14 protein-coding genes and 1 pseudogene are annotated in these 19143 nt (G+C 71.5%); 11 read left to right on the forward strand and 4 right to left on the reverse strand.

Annotated features, from left to right (window positions below):
• Window positions 1–433: 433 nt before the first annotated feature.
• Window positions 434–1210: a DeoR/GlpR family DNA-binding transcription regulator gene (locus ACJX2R_RS09305; RefSeq protein ID WP_413099639.1), complete on the reverse strand. Its 777-nt coding sequence runs from the start codon at window positions 1208–1210 to the stop codon at window positions 434–436.
• A gap of 327 nt (window positions 1211–1537) precedes the next feature.
• Here ACJX2R_RS09305 and ACJX2R_RS09310 point away from each other — a divergent pair, with 327 nt between their 5' ends.
• The 3 genes from ACJX2R_RS09310 to ACJX2R_RS09320 are packed head-to-tail and all read left to right on the forward strand — an operon-like array spanning window position 1538 to window position 5215.
• Window positions 1538–3106 (forward strand): FGGY family carbohydrate kinase, encoded by a 1569-nt coding sequence (locus ACJX2R_RS09310; RefSeq protein WP_413099640.1) that lies wholly within the window; start codon window positions 1538–1540, stop codon window positions 3104–3106.
• Window positions 3099–4586 carry an FGGY-family carbohydrate kinase gene (locus tag ACJX2R_RS09315; protein ID WP_413099641.1) on the forward strand — a complete coding sequence of 496 codons (1488 nt, stop codon included), beginning with the start codon at window positions 3099–3101 and terminating at the stop codon, window positions 4584–4586. Before ACJX2R_RS09310 ends, ACJX2R_RS09315 begins: the two co-directional genes overlap by 8 nt.
• Window positions 4583–5215 (forward strand): histidine phosphatase family protein, encoded by a 633-nt coding sequence (locus ACJX2R_RS09320; RefSeq protein WP_413099642.1) that lies wholly within the window; start codon window positions 4583–4585, stop codon window positions 5213–5215. Before ACJX2R_RS09315 ends, ACJX2R_RS09320 begins: the two co-directional genes overlap by 4 nt.
• A gap of 157 nt (window positions 5216–5372) precedes the next feature.
• On the opposite strand, the gene ACJX2R_RS09325 is transcribed toward ACJX2R_RS09320, so the two are convergent.
• A complete protein-coding gene (locus ACJX2R_RS09325) occupies window positions 5373–6653 on the reverse strand; it encodes a ricin-type beta-trefoil lectin domain protein (RefSeq protein WP_413099643.1) in 1281 nt (426 codons plus the stop codon).
• A 349-nt stretch (window positions 6654–7002) separates the two neighbouring features.
• Between ACJX2R_RS09325 and ACJX2R_RS09330 the strand changes: the two genes are divergently transcribed.
• Window positions 7003–8046 carry a chitinase gene (locus ACJX2R_RS09330; protein WP_413099644.1) on the forward strand — a complete coding sequence of 348 codons (1044 nt, stop codon included), beginning with the start codon at window positions 7003–7005 and terminating at the stop codon, window positions 8044–8046.
• A gap of 14 nt (window positions 8047–8060) precedes the next feature.
• On the forward strand, window positions 8061–9860 hold the full coding sequence (locus ACJX2R_RS09335; protein ID WP_413099645.1) for a coagulation factor 5/8 type domain-containing protein: 1800 nt from the start codon (window positions 8061–8063) through the stop codon (window positions 9858–9860).
• A 66-nt stretch (window positions 9861–9926) separates the two neighbouring features.
• Here the strand turns inward: ACJX2R_RS09335 and ACJX2R_RS09340 are convergent, their stop codons facing one another.
• Entirely contained in the window at window positions 9927–10631 is a 705-nt protein-coding gene (locus ACJX2R_RS09340) for a GntR family transcriptional regulator (protein WP_413099646.1), read from the reverse strand.
• A gap of 161 nt (window positions 10632–10792) precedes the next feature.
• Here ACJX2R_RS09340 and ACJX2R_RS09345 point away from each other — a divergent pair, with 161 nt between their 5' ends.
• From ACJX2R_RS09345 to ACJX2R_RS09355, 3 genes and pseudogenes are all read left to right on the forward strand, one after another.
• On the forward strand, window positions 10793–11332 hold the full coding sequence (locus ACJX2R_RS09345; protein WP_413099647.1) for a YbhB/YbcL family Raf kinase inhibitor-like protein: 540 nt from the start codon (window positions 10793–10795) through the stop codon (window positions 11330–11332).
• A gap of 415 nt (window positions 11333–11747) precedes the next feature.
• Window positions 11748–12770: pseudogene (locus ACJX2R_RS09350) on the forward strand (chitinase); the annotation flags it as partial.
• 85 nt (window positions 12771–12855) lie between these two features.
• Window positions 12856–13851 carry an aldo/keto reductase gene (locus ACJX2R_RS09355; RefSeq protein ID WP_413099648.1) on the forward strand — a complete coding sequence of 332 codons (996 nt, stop codon included), beginning with the start codon at window positions 12856–12858 and terminating at the stop codon, window positions 13849–13851.
• Window positions 13852–13866: 15 nt separating this feature from the next.
• Here ACJX2R_RS09355 and ACJX2R_RS09360 read toward each other — a convergent pair whose 3' ends face one another.
• Window positions 13867–15552: an FAD-dependent monooxygenase gene (locus ACJX2R_RS09360; RefSeq protein WP_413105813.1), complete on the reverse strand. Its 1686-nt coding sequence runs from the start codon at window positions 15550–15552 to the stop codon at window positions 13867–13869.
• Window positions 15553–15622: 70 nt separating this feature from the next.
• On the opposite strand from ACJX2R_RS09360, the gene ACJX2R_RS09365 reads away from it, so the two are divergent.
• The 3 genes from ACJX2R_RS09365 to ACJX2R_RS09375 are packed head-to-tail and all read left to right on the forward strand — an operon-like array spanning window position 15623 to window position 19134.
• On the forward strand, window positions 15623–16249 hold the full coding sequence (locus ACJX2R_RS09365) for a TetR/AcrR family transcriptional regulator (RefSeq protein ID WP_413099649.1): 627 nt from the start codon (window positions 15623–15625) through the stop codon (window positions 16247–16249).
• Between the two features lie 9 nt (window positions 16250–16258).
• Window positions 16259–17518: an AAA family ATPase gene (locus tag ACJX2R_RS09370; RefSeq protein WP_413099650.1), complete on the forward strand. Its 1260-nt coding sequence runs from the start codon at window positions 16259–16261 to the stop codon at window positions 17516–17518.
• The gene (locus tag ACJX2R_RS09375; protein ID WP_413099651.1) at window positions 17515–19134 is read left to right on the forward strand and encodes a VWA domain-containing protein; all 1620 of its coding nucleotides are present in this window, start codon (window positions 17515–17517) and stop codon (window positions 19132–19134) included. Before ACJX2R_RS09370 ends, ACJX2R_RS09375 begins: the two co-directional genes overlap by 4 nt.
• Window positions 19135–19143 lie beyond the last annotated feature (9 nt).

Consider the following 19143-nt stretch of genomic DNA (forward strand, 5'->3'; position numbering starts at 1 on the left):
CGTACACGGGCAGCACGGAACGCGGGCACGGAACGCGGGCATGGAATGCGCATGCGGATGCCGCTGCGACTGCTGTGGAAAAGCCCCGACCACGGCGAGTGGGGTGGGGCGAGAAGATGTGACGGGTGTGGTGAACCTCAGATACCGAGTAAGAACGGCGCCGTGTGTACGGCGGCCGCTCCACGGTGCGCTCGATACGTACGGAAACCGAAGTCCCTGACCGTCACTGTTGTGATCCGACCCATGGCGACTCCTTTGGCCGGCCCCTTTTACCAGGACGCATCGGCGTCAGAACATCCGATGTATTGGGGTGTCAAGGTGTCGTACGGGCCGGATCCTCGGCTAAATCCTCTGCCCCACTGCGTCAGAGCTTGGACGTCTCCGGCAAGTCCGGCTGGGCACCGTGTGAAGTCGACGTGATGTTCACGTGACGTCATCGAGGGACGACGCGCACATCGACGCCGCGCTCACGCAGCCCGCGCACCTCCCCGGCCGGTGCCGCGTCATCCACCACGACCAGGTCGAAGTCGGTGAGCGGAGCCAGGGCGTACAGCCCCTGGTTGGCGAACTTCGTATGGTCGACGAGGAGTACCCGGCGTGCCGCGGCGGCCATCATCGCCTGCTTGACCTGCACCGTCTCGGGTGACATGTGGTAGCAGCGGCCCGCGGTGACGGCGGTGGTGGACATGAACAGCACATCGGCGCGGAAGGCGGACACGCTCTGCGCGGTGTGGGGTCCCATGAACGCGTCGTACGCCGGGAAGTAGGTGCCGCCGAGCGCCACCAGCGCCGCGCCGGGCTCCCTGGCCAGGGCCGTGATGGCGGGCAGCGAGTTGGTGATCACCGTGATCGGTGTGTGGTGGGGCAGGTGCTCGGTGAGCCCCAGGCAGGTGGTGGAGTCGTCGATCACCACGATCTGGCCGGGAGCCAGCTCCTCGGCGGCCGCCCGCGCCAGCCGCTGCTTGGTCTGCGCCATCGTCGCCATGCGCTCGCCGACACTGCCGTGGAACTGCGTGGACGGCAGACAGCTCGCGCCGCCGCGCACCTTGCGCAGCCAGCCCTGCGCCTGGAGGGCGTCCAGGTCGCGGTGGATGGTCATCACACTGACGGCGAACTCGGCCGCCAGGTCCGAGGTGCGGACGAAGCCCTTGGTCGTGACCAGTTCGCGCAGTCGGCGCCGCCGCTCCTCCTGCCCATCCGTACGGCTCATGGCCTGCGGCTCCTCATCCCCGCCGCACCACCACGGCGCGGTGCCGCGACGGACCGACGTGAGACGAACTGATGTGAAACTCACGCGAAGGTAACACGCCCGGGGGCCGTCGCCTCCCCGTGTGCGGGGCCGGTGTCCCAGGACATCGCACGGCGCCACGGACCGGCCGCGGGATAATCCCGCGCCCCGATTGACGTGGCTTCCCCACGGCGATTCCCTGGCTTTGCCGACGCCCAGTTCCGCCGGCGGCGTCGGTTCCTCGAAAGCGGCGGCGATCCACTGGTACGCCGCTGCTCCGGCCGTGGTGGAGGGGCAGGTATTCCGGTCATGACGGTGCTCACTGTCGACGTCGGCACGTCGGTCATCAAGTCCGTCGTGTTCGACGCCGAGGGAAGGGAAGTGGCGGTCTCCCGCATCGGTACGGAGGTGCTGCGACCCCACCCCGGCTGGGCCGAGCAGGACATGGACACGGTATGGCGCGGGGTCGCCACCACCGTGCGCGGCGCCCTCGCCCAGCTGGGACCCGGGCATGACGCGGTGCGGCTGATCGCGTTCACCGCCCAGGGGGACGGCTGCTGGCTGGTCGACGGCGACGGCCGCCCCACCGGCCCGGCCATCCTCTGGTCCGACGGGCGCGCCGGTGATCTGCTCGCGCGCTGGCAGGCCGATGGCGTCCTGGCGGAGGCGTACCGCCGCAACGGCTCCCTCACCTGCGCGGGCATGCCCAACGCGGTGCTCACCTGGCTCGCCGAGCACGACCCGGCGCGCCTGGAGCGCTCGCACACCGCGCTGACCGCGGCGGGCTGGCTGTTCCTGAGGCTCACCGGCGTCACCGCGATCGACGCCTCCGACGCGTCGGCCCCCTTCCTCGACCACGCCACGGGCGGGTACGACCCGGCGATCGTGGACCTGTTCGGCCTGGCGTGGGCCCGTCGGATGCTGCCGCGCGTCCTCGGACACGACGAGTGCGTCGCCGAGCTCACCGACCACGCGGCGGCCGAACTGGGCCTGGCCACCGGCCTTCCCGTCGTGATGGCGCCTTACGACATCGCCGCCACCGCCCGCGGCGCCGGGGTCGTCGACCCCGGACAGGCGTGTGCCATCCTCGGCACCACCCTGTGCACCGAGGTGGTGCGCCGATCCGTGGACACCTCGGGCGAGCCGTGCGGCATCACCATCGCCTTCGGCCGCCACGACCGCCTGCTGCGCGCCCTTCCCACCCTCTCGGGCACCGAGGTTCTGGACTGGGCGTGCCGGACACTGGCCGTCGAGAGCCCCGCCGCGCTCGGTGACCTCGCCGCCGCGTCCGCGCCCGGCGCCGCCGGGCTGGGTTTCCTCCCCTACCTCTCACCCGCCGGGGAACGCGCCCCGTTCCTCGACGGGCGGGCCCGCGGCACCTTCTGGGGCCTGTCACTGGACCACACCCGCGCCGACCTGGCCCGTGCGGTCTTCGAGGGGCTGTCCCTCGTCGTACGGGACTGCCTGCGGGCCTCCGGAACCGAGGTGCACGAGCTGCGGCTGTGCGGCGGAGGCGCGGGCAGCGACCGCTGGTGTCAGCTCATCGCCGACGCCACCGGCGTCCCGACGGCGCGCGGCACCGATACCGAGCTGGGCGCGAAGGGCGCCTTCCTCACCGGTCTGGTGCTCATCGGCGCCGAGCGGAGCTTGGAGGAGGCCGCCGCCAAGTACGTACGTAGGGGAGCCAGTTGGGCGCCGGACCCGGACCGGGCCGGGCTCTACGACGAGCTGGCCGCGGCACACCTGGCGTGGCGGGACGCGGCCCGGTCCCTGGGCTGGTCGCCATCCCGGGGACCGGACGCGTCATCGGCCCGGCCGCCCACCGGCACCCCCGCTCAGCGCCCCCACGACCCCCGTCCGGAAACCTCGTATGTCTGACGCCCTCTCCCCCGACGCCGTCCATCTCGGCCTGGACCTCGGTACGCAGAGCGTGCGCGCGGTCGCCGTGGACGGCACCGGGAAGCTGCTCGCCGCGGCGTCCCGCCCCCTGACCGGCCACCGCGACGGCGTACGCCACGAACAGGACCCCGAGCAGTGGTGGTCCGCGGCCGGTGCCGCCTGCCGCGAGGCCCTGAGCGGCATCGACGACCGGCGGGTGCGAGGTGTGGCGGTGGACGCCACCTCCGGGACCGTCCTCCTCGCCGACCGGTCCGGAACGCCCCTCACCCCGGCCCTGATGTACGACGACGGGCGCGCCGCGGGCCACGCCGACCGCGTCAACACCGTCGGCGCGGCGGTCTGGGAAAGGCTCGGCTACCGCACCATGCAGCCGTCCTGGGCCCTGCCCAAACTGCTGTGGCTGCTCCGGCACACCGATGTCCCGCCGGGGGCCCGGCTGCTGCACCAGGCCGACCTGATCACCTGGCGGCTGGCCGGGCGACAGACCCCCGGCGACACCAGCCACGCCCTGAAGACCGGCTACGACCTGCTCGCCGACCGCTGGCCCGCCGAGGAGCTGGCCGCCCTCGGCGTCCCCGATGGCCTGCTGCCGGAGGTCGTACGGCCGGGCACGGTGATCGGCACGGTCTGCGCGCGGGCCGCCGACGGCACCGGAATCCCCGTCGGCACCCCCATCGTCGCGGGGATGACCGACGGCTGCGCTGCCCAGATCGGGGCGGGCGCGCTCGGCCCGGGGGCCTGGAACTCGGTGCTGGGCACCACTCTGGTCCTCAAGGGCGCCAGCCCCCGTCCGGTGCACGACCCCGCCGGGGTGGTCTACTGCCACCGCGGGCCCGGCGGCAACTGGTTGCCCGGCGGCGCCTCCAGCAGCGGCGCGGGCGTACTGACCCGGCGCTTTCCCGGCGCCGACCTCGACGCCCGCACCGAAGCGGCCGCCGCGACCGGTTCCACCGCGGTCGTCTATCCGCTCGTCGGCGAGCGGGGCGAACGCTTTCCCTTCCGGGCGCCCGACGCGCGCCCCTTCGTCCTGGGCGAACCCTCCGGCGCGGCAGAGGAGTTCCACGCCTGTCTGCTCGGCGTGGCCTGTGTGGAGCGGCTCTGCCTCGACCACCTGGAGCACATCGGCGCTCCCGTGACCGGCCCGCTGAGCCTGACCGGCGGCGGCGCCCGCAACCGCTACTGGTCGCGGCTGCGCGCCGACCTGCTCGGCCGGAGCGTGACCCTGCCCGAGCAGGCCGAGAGCGCCGTCGGCATGGCGGTGCTCGCCGCCACGGCCTCGGGCGTCACGCTGGAGCGGGCCGCCGCCGCGATGGTGCGCGACGGAGTCGAACTGCACCCCGACTCCGCCCGCACCGCACGGCTGCTCCCCGTCTACCTCGGCTTCGTCGACGAACTGGTCCGCCGGGGCTGGCTGGAGCCGGAGGTGGCCGCCCACGCCCGCAGAAAGGCCGACCAGTGACCGACTTCGTCCTCGTACGGCACGGGGAGACCGTGTGGCACGCGGAGAACCGCTACGCCGGCCGTACCGATGTGCCACTGACCGAACACGGGCACAAGCAGGCCGCCGAGCTCGGCGCCTGGGCCGCGGACCGGCGGCTGGACGCGGTGCTCTGCTCACCGCTGTCCCGCGCCCGGCTCACCGCCGAGCCCGCCGCGGCCGCGCTCGGCCTCACCCCGCGCGTCGACGAGCGGCTGTACGAGGTGGACTTCGGGCGCGGCGAGGGGCTGACCCGGGCGGAGATGCGGGAGCGGTTCCCGGCGGAGCTGGCCGCGTTCCTGGCCGATCCGGTCGCCCACCACCTGCCCGGTGGCGAGGACCCGGCGGCGGCCGCCGACCGCGCGATCGCCTGTCTGACGGACATGGCGCGGGAGGTGCCCGAGGGACGGGTCCTGGTCGTCGCCCACTCCACCCTCGTCCGCCTGGTCCTGTGCCAGTTGCTCGGCATTCCGCTCGCCCGCTACCGCCAGGTGTTCCCCCGGCTGGAGAACGGCGCCCTGACCGAACTGCGCCTGCGGGACGGCCGGGCATCGCTTCTGCGGCTCAACGCCCCGGCCCTGACCGCCGGGCCCGGCCCGGCTCGCCCCTGAACGGCGTCCCTCACCTGGGTAAACTGTTGCTGCCCCGATACGCCCTGCGAGATCCGGCACCCCTACGGCTCGGGCGCCGGATCTCGTCGCTCAGGTTCCTATGGGAAATGGATGGTGCGTCGAGTCATGGGTCAGCCGCCGCGCAGGGGTCGGCCGTTCATCTGGTCACCGTCCACTTCTGGTTGGCGGCGCCGGTGCAGGTCCAGATCTGCAACCGCGTGCCATTGGCCGAACTCCCGCCCGTGGCATCCAGGCACTTGTTGGCCTGCGGATTCACAATGTCACGCGCCGCCGGAACCGCCCACTGCTGCGCCGCACTCCCATTGCAATCCCACAGCTGGACCAGAGTGCCATCGGCCGTACCACCCGATGCCACATCCAGACACTTCCCCAACGCACGAATCGTGCCGTCGGAGCCAACGGTCCACTGCTGCGCGGCGGTTCCATTGCAGTCGTAGAGCTGCACCGCCGTGCCATTGGCGCTGTCGGCACCCGCCACGTCCACACACTTGCCACCGACACCGGTGATGGCACCGCCGCTCGGCTGTCCGCCGTCGGTGCTGACCCGGACGTAGTCGACGAGGAGCTGCTGGGGGAAGGAGGTGCTGCCGTCCGGGTCCCCGGGCCAGTAGCCGCCGACCGCGAGGTTGAGGATCACGAAGAAGGGCTTGTTGAACACCCACTGGCGGCCGCCGAGGTCGGCGGGGGTGCGCCGCTGGTACACGGTGCCGTCGACGGACCAGCTGATCGCGTTGGGGCTCCAGTCGACGGCGAAGGTGTGGTACGCGTCGGCGAACGCCTGGCCGCCGGGCAGGGAGTACCCGGCGCCGATGCCACCGGAGCCCGAGTACCCGGGGCCGTGGAGGGTGCCGTGGACCGTGGAGGGCTCGAAGCCCACGTTCTCCATGATGTCGATCTCACCGGAGTTGGGCCAGCCGACCTGCCCGATGTCATTGCCCAGCATCCAGAAGGCGGGCCACATGCCCTGCCCGCGCGGGATCTTCATCCGGGCCTCGACCCGGCCGTAGGTGGTGGTGAACTTGCCGGAGGTGTTCAGCCGGGCGGAGGTGTACTCGCACCGTCCGTACCAGCACTGGTAGTTGCCGGGGTTCTCGCGGCGGGCGGTGATGACCAGGTGGCCCTGGCCGTCGAGGGCGGCGTTGCTGTTGCCCGCCGTGTAGTACTGCCGCTCGTGGTTGTTGACGTTGTCCCCCGTCTCGATCTGCCACTTGCCGCCGTTGACGGCGGAGCCGGCGGGCCCGTCGAACTCGTCGGAGAAGGTGACGGCGGCCGCCGTGGCGGGTCTCTCGGTGGACCTCGCGGCGGGGCTCGCCGCGGAGGCCGAGGTGCCCTGTGCCAGTCCGGTGGACAGCGACGCGAGGGCGAGGACCGAGACGAGGGACACCAGCAGTCGCCGGGGTAGGCGCGGGGAGTCCATGACTCTCCCTTCCAGAAACAGGTGATGACAGGTGCGGAGAGTTAAGAAGTGAAGGAAAAGCCTGTCAAGGGTTTGGTATGGACCAGATATGCCAACAAGTCACCGCGCGAAGGGCTGTTCGCCGCCACGGACGCCGACGACACGACCAGTGAGTTCGCCCTTTGAAGGCATGTCATTCATTGGTGCGGACCTATTGACGGGACACGTTCAACTCCCGAAATATATGGGCCCGAGAGTCCGGCCGAGACCTTCCGGCCGGACACCGCATGTCGCGGGCTGCGGCGGCGCCTGTCCGACGGACATGCCCACCGCCGGGGCCCGTCCGCGTGTCAGGAAGGCATCCCCCCACATGAATCACAGCGAAGACCTCTCCGCCCGGGACCGCGCCCGGCGCCGCCGCCGGCGGACCGTCCTGGCCGTGGCCGCGGCCCTCGCGGCCACCGCCGCGAGCACGACCGCGGCCGCCTGGGCCGACAACACCGGCCAGGACCGCGCCGACCGCGCCTCGGCATCCGCCGCGCCCGCCGCCGTGGCCCCCTACCTCTACAACGGATGGGGCGATCCCCCGGACCCGGGCGAGGTGATGGACGCCACCGGGGTCGGCTGGTTCACCCTCGCCTTCGTCCTCGACTCGGGCGACTGCGACCCCCGGTGGGACGGCAGCCGCCCGCTGGCCGGTGGGGCCGACGAGCAGACCGTGCAGGCCATACGGGCCAAGGGCGGCGACGTGGTGCCGTCCTTCGGTGGCGCGAGCGGCAACAAGCTGGAGCAGTCCTGTGCCGACGCGAAGGCACTCGCCGGGGCCTACCAGAAGGTCATCGACGCCTATGGCCTCAAGGCCATCGACATCGACATCGAGGGCGACGCCTACAACGACCCGGCCGTCCAGCAGAAGACGATCGACGCCCTGAAGCAGGTGAAGGCCGACAACCCGGGGCTGCTCACCTATGTCACCTTCCCCAGCGATCAGAGCGGCCCCGACGACGGCATGATCCGCCGGGCCGCCGAATCCGGCTTCGAGGCCGACAGCTGGACCATCATGCCGTTCGACTTCGGCGGCGAGGGCCAGAACATGGCCGAGCTGACCAAGCAGGCCACCGACGGCCTGAAGAACGCCGTCAAGGGCGCCTACGGCTACAGCGACGAGGACGCCTACCGGCACAGCGGCCTGTCCTCGATGAACGGCATCACCGACGTCAAGGAGACCGTCACCACGGACGACTTCGAGGCGATCCTGGGCTACGCCTCCGAGCACCACCTGTCGCGGCTCTCCTTCTGGTCCGTCAACCGCGACCGCCCCTGCCCCGGCGACTACCCGAACGACGACACCTGCTCCGGAGTCGCCCAGGAGCCCTGGCAGTTCACCGGGATATTCGCCCGGTACAAGGGCTGAGGGGAGACGCCACCATGACGAACGACACCACCGGCACGGACACCACCGGGGACACCACTCAGCCCGGGCACCGCCGACGCCGACGCCGACGCGTCGCCCGCGCCGGCGCCGCGTTCGCCGTGCTGGCCGGGGCCGTCGCCGCGGCGCTGACCGTACCGTCGGCGCACGGCGCGGACGCCGAGCCGGACCTGGGTCCCAATGTGCAGATCTTCGACCCGTCGATGTCCGCACAGGAGATCCAGGGCAAGCTCGACTCGGTCTTCGGCGAGCAGGAGAAGAACCAGTTCGGCCAGGCCCGGCACGCCCTGCTGTTCAAGCCCGGCTCGTACGACGTCAAGGCCAACGTCGGCTTCTACACCCAGGTGGCGGGCCTCGGCCTGTCGCCCGACGACACCACCATCAACGGCCAGGTGCACGCCGAGGCCGACTGGTTCGACGGCAACGCGACACAGAACTTCTGGCGCGACGCCGAGAACCTCGCCGTCAACCCGGACGGTGGCGCGGACCGCTGGGCCGTCTCGCAGGCCGCCCCGTACCGCCGCATGCATCTGAAGGGCGATCTCCAGCTGGACGACGGCGGCTGGTCCAGCGGCGGTCTGCTGGCCGACACCAAGGTCGACGGGCAGGTGAAGTCCGGCTCGCAGCAGCAGTGGCTGTCCCGCAACACCGAATGGGGCAGCTGGACCGGCTCCAACTGGAACATGGTGTTCGTGGGCGCGCGGAACGCCCCGTCCGGGGACTTCCCCAACCCGCCGTACACCCGGGTCGACAAGTCGCCCATCACCCGTGAGAAGCCGTTCCTGTACGTCGACGACGACGGCGCGTACAAGGTGTTCGTGCCGGAGGTGCGCGAGGACTCGACGGGCACTTCCTGGTCCTCGGGGACGCCGAAGGGCGAATCGCTCCCGCTGAGCGACTTCTTCATCGCCAAGCCGGATGCCACGGCCGAGGAGATGAACGCGGCGCTCGACGCGGGCAAGCACCTGCTCATCACCCCAGGCGTCTACCACCTCGACGCGCCGCTGAAGGTGACCAAGCCCGACACCGTCGTACTGGGCCTGGGGCTGGCCACGCTGGTTCCGGACAACGGGGTCACGGCGATGAAAGTGGCCGACGTGGACGGCGTCAAGCTCGCCGGCCTGCTCATCGACGCGGGTACCGAGAACTCCGACACGCTGATGGAGGTCGGCCCCGAGGACTCGTCCGCGAATCACGCCGACAACCCCACCTCGCTGCACGACGTATTCTTCCGGGTCGGCGGCGCGGGCGTCGGCAAGGCGTCCACCAGCCTGGTGGTCAACAGCTCGAACGTGATCGGCGACCATACGTGGATCTGGCGCGCCGACCACGGCGACGGCGTCGGCTGGGACTCCAACACGGCCGACAACGGGCTCGTCGTCAACGGCGACGACGTGACCATGTACGGCCTGTTCGTCGAGCACTACCAGAAGCACCAGACGACCTGGAACGGCGAGGGCGGCCGCACGTACTTCTACCAGAACGAGATGCCCTACGACCCGCCCGACCAGGGCGCCTGGATGAACGGCTCCACCAAGGGATACGCCGCCTACAAGGTGGCCGACTCGGTCAAGCGCCATGAGGCGTGGGGCCTGGGCAGCTACTGCTTCTTCAACGCCGACAAGTCCGTCACCGCCGAGCACGCCTTCGAGGTTCCGCAGGGCCCGGATGTGAAGTTCCACCACATGGTCACCGTCTCGCTCGGCGGCACCGGCACCATCAACCATGTCATCAACGGCACGGGAGGTCCCTCGGACGCCAACAGCAACGTGGCGAACGTGACCGAGTACCCCTGATCCCGTAACACGTTCCACCGGTTCCACCGGCTTCACCAGTCCGAGCCGGGCGGGCGGCGCGGTGTATCAGCCTTCCCTCGCGGGGTCGTCGGACGTGGAGCCGGTCAGGGCGGCCGCGGTCCGGGTGAGGTGCTGGGCCAGTACCTCGGCCGCGGTGTCGGCGTCGCGGGCCACCGCCGCCTCCTCCAGGCGGCGGTGTTCGTCGATGCCGTCCCGGTCCGGGTTGCGGTGTGCCGACCAGCGGCGGGCCAGTTCGCTCGCGGTCCACATCCGGTCGAAGGTCTCCAGGAGGATGGGGTTGCCGCAGCCCTCCAGCAGGGTGCGGTGGAAGCTCCGATGGGCCTCGGACCAGGCGTCGCTGTAGTACTCGCCCTCCTCCGGCGGATACGGCGGGGTGCGCGCCAGACGGTGGTGGGCGGCCCGTACCCGAGCCTCCCAGTCCACGTCGCCACGTTCGATGGACATGCGCAGCACGACCGGTTCGACGGTCCGGCGGGCCTCCGCGATCTCCTGCCAGCGGCGGTCGGAGAAGGCCGGGACGGCGAAACCGCGGTTGGGCAGCCGGTCGGCGAGGCCCTCGCCGACCACCCGTACGAGCGCCTCGCGCACGACGGCCAGGCTCACGCCCTGCTCCTTGGCGAGATCCTGCGGTTTGAGGGCGTCACCGGGGGCGTAGTTCCCCCGCATGATCGCGTGCCGCAAGTGGGCGTAGACCTGCTCGGAGAGCATCTGCTTCCCCGACGAGGCCGAGGTGGGAGCCGTCTGAGTCATACCCCTCAGCATAGACGATCCCAGAGATAATCGATTATCGGTGCTATGGTCGATCCATCGGCTTCGAAGAGGGCGACGGCGGTGCCGCCGTGCGATGCCGCGCGCCCTCTGCCGGTCACCCCTCTTCGTCGCCCCCAGCACGGCCAGAAAGGAACGACGCCATGAGCGCCAACGACCCCTTCGCCCGCCTCCCCGAGGCGGCCTCCTTCACCGTCACCAGCACCACCGTCACCGACGGCGCCGCCTGGTCGCCCGAGCAGCTCTCCGGCATATCCGGCGTCCCCGGCGGGAAGGACGTCTCCCCGCAGCTGACCTGGAGCGGCGCCCCGGAAAACACCAGGAGCTACGCCGTCACCGTCTACGACCCCGACGCCCCCACCGGGTCCGGGTTCTGGCACTGGGCGGTGGCCGACATCCCCGCCACCGTGACCGAGTTGCCCGAGGGCGCCGGCGACGACACCGGCTCGGGACTGCCCGCGGGCGCCTTCCAACTGCCCAACGACGCCCGCGCGGCCCGCTACATCGGCGCCGCCCCGCCGGCCGGGCACGGCCCGCACCGCTACTTCGTCGTGGTGCACGCCCTGGACGTCGAGTCCATCGGCGTCCCGGCCGACGCCACCCCGGCCGTCCTCGGTTTCACCATGAGCGGCCACATCCTCGGCCGCGCCGTTCTGACCGCCACCGCCGAAACCCCCGCCTGACCAACGGCAACCCAGGGTGGCCCCCGACCACGCCGCACGGTCGGGGGCCACCCTCACGAACGCGCATACGGCCGACCAGCCGTGGAGCGAACGCCGCGGCGCCGCAACACAGAACGTGAAGATCCGCCGCCGGTTTTGGTCCGGACCATTGACACTACTGGTCTAGTCCTGTTGTCTCATGGGCGCGCGACCTCCCCCATGCCTCCTGTCCATCCCTCACCCCCCACTTCAGCTCCGCCTTCCCCCCACACACCAAGGAGCGGCCCCCATGAGCCTCCGTTTCCCCTTGAGCAAGAGGGTTCTGACCGGCGTGTGCGCCTCCGTCGCCGCGGCCGGGCTGCTCGCCACGGTCTCGACGACGACCGCCGACGCGGGTACCACCTCCGACAAGGGCAGCACCTCCGCCACCACGAAGGCGGCGCTCCCCGAGCACGCGCTCGTGGGCTATCTGCACTCGAGCTTCGCCAATGGCTCCGGATACACCCGGATGGCCGATGTCCCCGACAGCTGGGACATCATCGACCTGGCCTTCGGCGAACCCACCTCCACCACCTCCGGCGACATCCGCTTCAGCCTCTGCCCCCAGAGCGAATGCCCGAACGTCGAGTCGGAGGACGAGTTCAAGGCCGCCATCAAGGCCAAGCAGGCCGCGGGCAAGAAGGTGCTGATATCCATCGGCGGGCAGAACGGCCAGGTGCGGCTCACCACCACCGCCGCCCGCGACAAGTTCGTCGAGTCGGTCGGGGCGATCATCGACAAGTACGGACTGGACGGCCTCGACATCGACTTCGAGGGCCACTCGCTGTCGCTGGACGACGGCGACACCGACTTCAAGAACCCGAAGACCCCCGCGATCGTCAATCTCATCGCGGCCGTGAAGTCGCTCAAGGCGAAGTACGGATCCGACTTCGTCCTCACCATGGCTCCGGAGACCTTCTTCGTCCAGCTGGGCTACCAGTTCTACGGCTCGGGCGCCTCCGGCGGCCAGGACCCCCGCTCCGGGGCGTATCTGCCGGTCATCCACGCACTGCGGGACGATCTGACCCTGCTGCACGTCCAGGACTACAACTCCGGGCCGATCATGGGGCTCGACAACCAGTTCCACAACATGGGCAGCGCCGACTTCCACATCGCGATGACCGACATGCTGCTCACCGGCTTCCCCGTCGCGGGTGACACCAACAACGTCTTCCCCGCCCTGGACCCGTCCCAGGTGGCGATCGGCCTGCCCGCGAGCCCCAACGCGGGCAATGGCCACACCACGCCGGGGGATGTGACCAAGGCCCTCAACTGTCTGACCAAGAAGAGCGACTGCGGCGGCTACGAGCCCCACGGCAGCTGGCCCGCCCTCCGCGGGCTGATGGCCTGGTCGATCAACTGGGACGGCTTCAACGGCGGCGAGTTCTCGAAGAACTTCGACAGCTACTACGGCCGCTGAGCCCTCGCCCCGGTCCTGGGCGCCCGCGGCGCCCAGGACCGGGAGCTTGCCTTCGTGTGCGCTTCAACTCCTAGCGTTCACCGGCATGGAGACCATGGCGCGCAACAGAACGCTGGGCCGCAGCGGCATCGACGTGAGCCCCCTCGGCTTCGGCTGCTGGGCCATCGGCGGTGAGTGGGGGTCCACCGACGGGCAGCCCCTGGGCTGGGGCAAGGTCGACGACGACGAGTCGGTGCGCGCGATCCGGCGCGCACTCGACCTCGGCGTCACCTTCTTCGACACCGCCGACGCGTACGGCACCGGCCACAGCGAACGTGTGCTCGGCCGCGCACTCGGCAAGCACCGCGGCGATGTCGTCGTCGCCACGAAATGGGGCAATGTCTTCGACGAGCGGACCCGGATCCGCGAGGGCCAGGACGACTCGCCGGAGCATGTACGCCGCGCCCTGACCGCCTCGCTGCGACGCCTGAACACGGATCACGTCGACCTGTATCAGCTCCACATCTCCGACGCCGACCCCGAACGTGCCGCCCAACTCCGCGAGGTTTGTGAGGAGTTGGTGAGCGAGGGGCTTATCCGCGCGTACGCGTGGAGCACCGATGACCCCGACCGGGCCGCCGTCTTCGCCGAGGGCCCGCACTGCGCGGCCGTCCAGCACCGGCTGAACATCCTCCAGGACGCGCCCGAACTCCTCGCGCTGTGCGCGGAGTCGGACCTCGCCAGCGTCAACCGCAGTCCGCTCGCCATGGGGCTGCTCGCCGGTAAGCACACCGCCGGGCGCGCCTTGGACGACGGGGACATCCGCAACGCGCCGCCCGCCTGGCTGCCGGGGTTCATCGCGAACGCGGGCGCGGATCCGGCGTGGCTCCGGCGGGTCGATGCCCTGCGGTCCATCCTCACCAGCGACGGCCGTACCCTCGCGCAGGGCGCCCTCGGCTGGATCTGGGCGCGCAGCCCGCGGACGATCCCGATCCCCGGCTTCCGTACGGTCGCCCAGGCCGAGGAGAACGCGGGCGCGATCGCGAAGGGGCCGCTCACGGCCGGGCAGATGGCCGATGTCGACCGGATCCTGGGGCGGTGAGCGGAGGCGGCACGCTCAGCGAGCGTCGACCCACCGCTGAATCGCGGCGTCGAGCTCCTTGAGGACGCCGTCGTCGGACGTGGCGGAGTCGGACATGGCCGAGCCGGACGTGGCGGGGGCGAGTGTGGCGGTGTCGGACGTGGCGGTGTCGGGTGAGTCGGCCCAGACGATGACACCGTCGGGACGTATGAGCAGGCTGGGTGGCGACGTGGCGGAGGCGGGGTCCGCCACGTACGCGATCCGGTGCTCCAGCGGGCGTACGGCCTCGGCGAAACGCCCCCCGGGCGAACGGTCCACGAGGACGAAACGGCCGTCGTGGGCGTGGTCGGCGAGCCGGTCGCCCGAGGACAGCGCGACATCCCCGGCGATCGAACCGACCGGTCCCGCCGCCCCATCAGCCACGTCATAGCGCTGGGTGATGCCGGACGTCAGCGCGACCACGCGGTTCATCACACCCGGCACGGTGAACAGTTCCCCGCCGACGACCTCGCGCAGCCGCGCGGTGTGTTCGTCGCCGCGCATCAGTGCGACCTGCGCCCGCGTCCAGTCGAGCACCCACGCCGCGATCGGGTGGCGTTCGCTCTCATAGGTGTCGAGCAGTCCGGCCGGGGCGTGTCCCCGCACGGTCGCGGCGAGCTTCCAGCCGAGGTTGACCGCGTCGCCGAGGCCGAGGTTCAGCCCCTGGCCGCTGAACGGCGCGTGCACATGGGCGGCATCACCCGCGAGCAGTACCCGGCCCCGCCGGTAGGACTGGGCCTGCCGGGCGTTGTCGGACCAGCGGGTCGCACGGCCGTGAAGACCCTTGAGCGTCACATCGACGCCGGTGACATCCCGTATGACCGCCTGGAGTTCGTCGAGCGTGACGGGCGCGTCGCGGTCCGGCGGCCGCGGGCCGAAGCGAGCGACGAGAATGCGCCCGGGGATCGGGCCGTAGGCGTAGATGCCGCGGGGTGTCCACGTCCAGCCGCGGCTCAGCTCACCGGGGTCGTCGAAGTCGGCGACCGCCTGGTACCCCACCAGCTGCGGATCGGTGCCGGTGAAGCCGATGCCCAGTTGCCCGCGGATCGCGCTGCGGCCGCCGTCGGCCGCGACGACCCACCCGGCCGTCATCTCGCCCGCGCTGGTCTCCACCACGACATCGGCGTCGTCGGTGAGGCCCGCTTCCGCGTGCCGCGTACCACCAACACCGCGCACATCCACACCGCGCAGGCCTCGCACCTCGACGCCTCTGCGCACCTCCACGCCGAGCCGGGCGCAGTGCTCCCCGAGCAGCAGCTCGAGATCGTACTGGGGCACGAGGACGCCGCCCGACGCCGCGGTGTGCGCGGCCAGCGCCGGATCTCCCTGGTCCACCAGCTCATCGCGGAACAGCATGCCCGCGAAATGCCCGGCGACCGGGAAGCGGCGCGCGCCCCGCGCATCCCGGTCCAGCTGGTTCACGAGGGCGTTCTTCCGGCCGTGGCCGGCGAAGGCACCGACGGACGCCAGCAGCCGCCGCTGCACGTCCTCCGCGGCCGGCAACAGCCCCCGCCGGTCGAGGATTTCCGCGCCGGCGACGTTGATCGACCCGGCCTTGATCGTCGAATCGGGCTCCCGGAGCCGCTCCAGGACCCTCACCCGTACGCCCTGGAGTGCCAGTTCACCGGCGAGGAAGAGGCCCGTGGGCCCCGCTCCGACGACGATCACATCGCTGCGCCGCATGGACACGCTCCCTTATCCTTACTCGGTAAGCTTACTCAGTAAAGGTAACGGGAAGGGCTAGCGTTGTCACATGCCGAATCGAGGGGACCGTGGCGGGGCACAGACCCGGGCCCGCATCGCTTCCGTCGCAACCCAGCTGTTCCTGGAGCGCGGGTTCGATGACGTGACCATCAACGAGGTCGCCGCGGCCGCCGGAGTGTCGAAGGTGACCGTCTTCGCACACTTCGACCGCAAAGAGGACCTCCTGTTCGACCGCTTTCCGGAGGCCCTGGACACCGTGCGGACCGTGCTCCGCGAGCGCGCGGACGACCTGGACCCCGTCGATGCCGTGCGCCGAGCCGCACTCGCACTGGCCGCGGAACGCCATGTGCTGTCCGGGCTCGGGGAGGGAGCCGAGCCGTTCCTGCGCACCGTGATGGCGTCTCCCGCGCTGATCGCACGGCTTCGCCTCTTCGCGTCCGAGATGGAGGAGACACTCGCGGCGGAACTCGACGCCGACCCTCGCTTCTCCGGCGACAGCACGCTGACCGCGGCCCTGCTCGTCGCCGCGTACCGCACGGTCGCCGTCGACACGGTGAAGCGGCGACTCGCCGGAGATGACATCGACGAGGTCGGGGCCGCGCACCAACGTCGTCTGGCCTTCGCCTTCGACGCGCTGGCGGGTGGGTTGAACAGCGCGGCGAAGGCTGGGAGTTGAATGTCGGACATGGACGCACAGGACACGCCGGACGCACTCGACACACAGGACGCGGACACACACGACACACACGAGACGCCGGACGCGCAGGACACCGCCAAGAGACTGCGGGCCATCACCGACGAGCTGTCGGACCGCTTCTACGAGCGCGCCGACGTGGTGCGGACGCTGGTGGTGACGCTGCTCGCCGGACAGCACTCCCTGGTGCTCGGCCCGCCCGGGACGGCGAAGTCCGAGCTGGCCCGGGAGCTCACGGGCAGGGTCGAGGGCGCGGCGTACTGGGAGATCCTGCTGTCGAAGTTCACCGCGCCCACGCGGATGTTCGGCCCCATCGACGTGGCCGCGCTGGCCCGGGGCGAGTACCGCCAGGTCTACGACGGCCGCGCCACGACCGCGCACATCGCCTTCATCGACGAGATCTTCAAGTGCTCCACGGCCGCGCTCAACGAGACGCTGGGCTATCTCAACGAGCGGATCTACCACCCCGAGAACGGCGGTGAGCCGATCCGCTGCCCGCTGATCGGGGCCATCACGGCGAGCAATGAACTGCCCGGCGGGGAGGACACGGCCGCGATCTACGACCGGCTGCTGGTGCGGATCGAGGTCGGCTACCTCGAAGACCCCTCGAACTTCGCCGCGCTGGTCCGCTCCGCCGTCAGCCGCCCGGCGGCACCACCACGGACCACGGTCGAGCTGGCCGCGTTGCGGCACGCCGTGGCCGAGGCCGTCCCGGCCGTGGACGTCCCCGACGGGATCGTGGACGCGGTGTGCACACTGCGGGCCGCGCTGCGCCGCAAGGAGCTCATCGCCTCCGACCGCCGCTGGCGGCAGGCGGTGGGCCTGCTCCAGGCGTCCGCGTACCTCGACGGCCGCCCGGCGGTCGCCGAGACCGATCTGTCGGTGCTGACCCATGTGCTGTGGGACTCCCCCGCCCAACGCCCGACCGTCGAGCGCGAGGTGCTGCACCTGGTCAACCCCGACGCCAAGGAGGCCCTTGATCTGGCCGACGCCCTCGACGAACTGGAGGCCCAGCTCGACGCCATGGCCGGGCAGTCCCGCGAGGCGCTGAGCGAGTGGGTCATCAAAAAGGCCCACAACAAGCTCGCCATGGCGGGGAAACGGCTGGAGAAGCTGCGCGAGGATGCGGCACGCGCCGGTCGCTCCACCGCCGCCATCGACCGGGTCACCGGGCGCCAGCGCGCCGTCCGCGCCCGTGTGCTCACCGAGGCCCTCGGCGTGGACGCGAGCATGGTGCAGGCCCAGCTGTGAGCGAGCGCGACGAGCCCCCGCTCGACGAACTGGCGAGCCGGGCCGGAACGTGGCTGGGCCGGTCGGCCACCGCTCCCGTACGGCACACCGCGGCCGTGGTCGCGGACCGGTTCGACCGGATCACCTGGCGCGACACCTACGAGCAGTCCGCCGGACTGCGCGAGGTGGCCGAGGAGCTCGGCGAGCGCCACGACCACGCCACCGACCTTCTGACCGACGTGTTCCTGGCCGCCTACAAGGTCGGGCCGCGGTTGCGCGAGCGCGCCGAGATGGACGCCTCCCGGCTGGTCAACCACCAGGTCGTCACCGCGCTGGTGGAGTCACCGGAGTTCGCCGAGCTGCGCCGGGAGACGGCCGGCGACCCGTACGCCGCCGCCATGGCCGTGCTCGCGCAGGCCGCCGCGGTGCGCGGGATGCTGGAGCGCTCCCGGGAGGCCCAGGAGCGGGCCGAGCGGGCGAGCCGGGCCCAGCGGGACGCCGACCGCGCGGCGGCCGCCGTGGACGACGCGCTCCAGCGGGCCACCGACGAGGCCGACTCCGTGTCTGCCCAAGCCGCCGACGCCGTACGCCGGGCGATCGACGCCGCCGAGGCCGCGGAGGCCGCCGCGCGGCGAGCCGCCCAGCACGCCGCGCGGGCCCTCGGGGCGGCGGCCCCCGGCATCCGCGCCGCCGCGCGGAGCGCGGCGGGCAGGGCCGCCGGGGCCGTACGGGAGGAGGCCGCGCTGATGCGGGCCTGGGGCGTGGACCCCGGCGAGCTGGAGCGGATGCCGTTCGGCGAGCGCGCCCGGCTCGCCGAGCGGCTGCGCACCGGCCGCCTCGCCCAGTGGGCCGAACTGATCGGCCGCTTCCGGCAGATGGCCGACGGTGAGCGCGCCCGCAAGATGGAGAACGCCACCGGGGAGTTGGTCGGCGTCACGCTCGGGAACGACCTCTCCCGTGTCATCCCCTCCGAGCTGGCGGGCCTCGGCCTGCCCGAGTCGCGCGCCGTGTTCGCCGCGCGCTACGCCGCCGGGGAGCTGATGCTCTACGACGCCCGGGAAGAGCAGACCACCGGCCAGGGCGCCATCGTCGCGTGCGTGGACACCTCCCACTCCATGTACGCGGCGGGCCCCGGCGGCGTCACCCGGGAGGCGTGGTCCAAGGCGTGCGCCCTGGCCCTGCTGGACCAGGCCCGCCACGCGGGGCGTGACTTCGTCGGCATCCTGTTCTCCGCCGCCGACAAGCTCCGGGTCTTCCGCTTCCCCGCCGGCGGGCCGCGGCCCGCCGGTATCGACCCGATCCTCGACTTCGCGGAGACCTTCCTCGGCGGCGGCACCAGCTACCAGGCGCCGCTGACGGCGGCCGCCGGACTCCTGGAGGAGGAGTTCGACGACGCCGCCCGCGCACGCGGCGACATCGTGATGATCACCGACGACGAGTGCGATGTCACCGAGGAGTGGACGCGCGGCTGGAACGACGCCAAACACCGGCTGGGGTTCCGGGTCTTCGGCGTGGCCGTCGGAGCCCCGCGCGCCGCCGGGACCGGCTCGGTCCTGGAGGCCCTGTGCGACAACCTCCGCTCCATCGAGGACCTCACCGACGTCCGCGCGGCCGCCGACCTCTTCCGGGTGATCTGACCGTGCCAC

The organism is Streptomyces sp. Inha503, assembly GCF_047215865.1.
In the GTDB taxonomy this organism is placed as follows: Bacteria; Actinomycetota; Actinomycetes; order Streptomycetales; family Streptomycetaceae; genus Streptomyces; species Streptomyces lycopersici.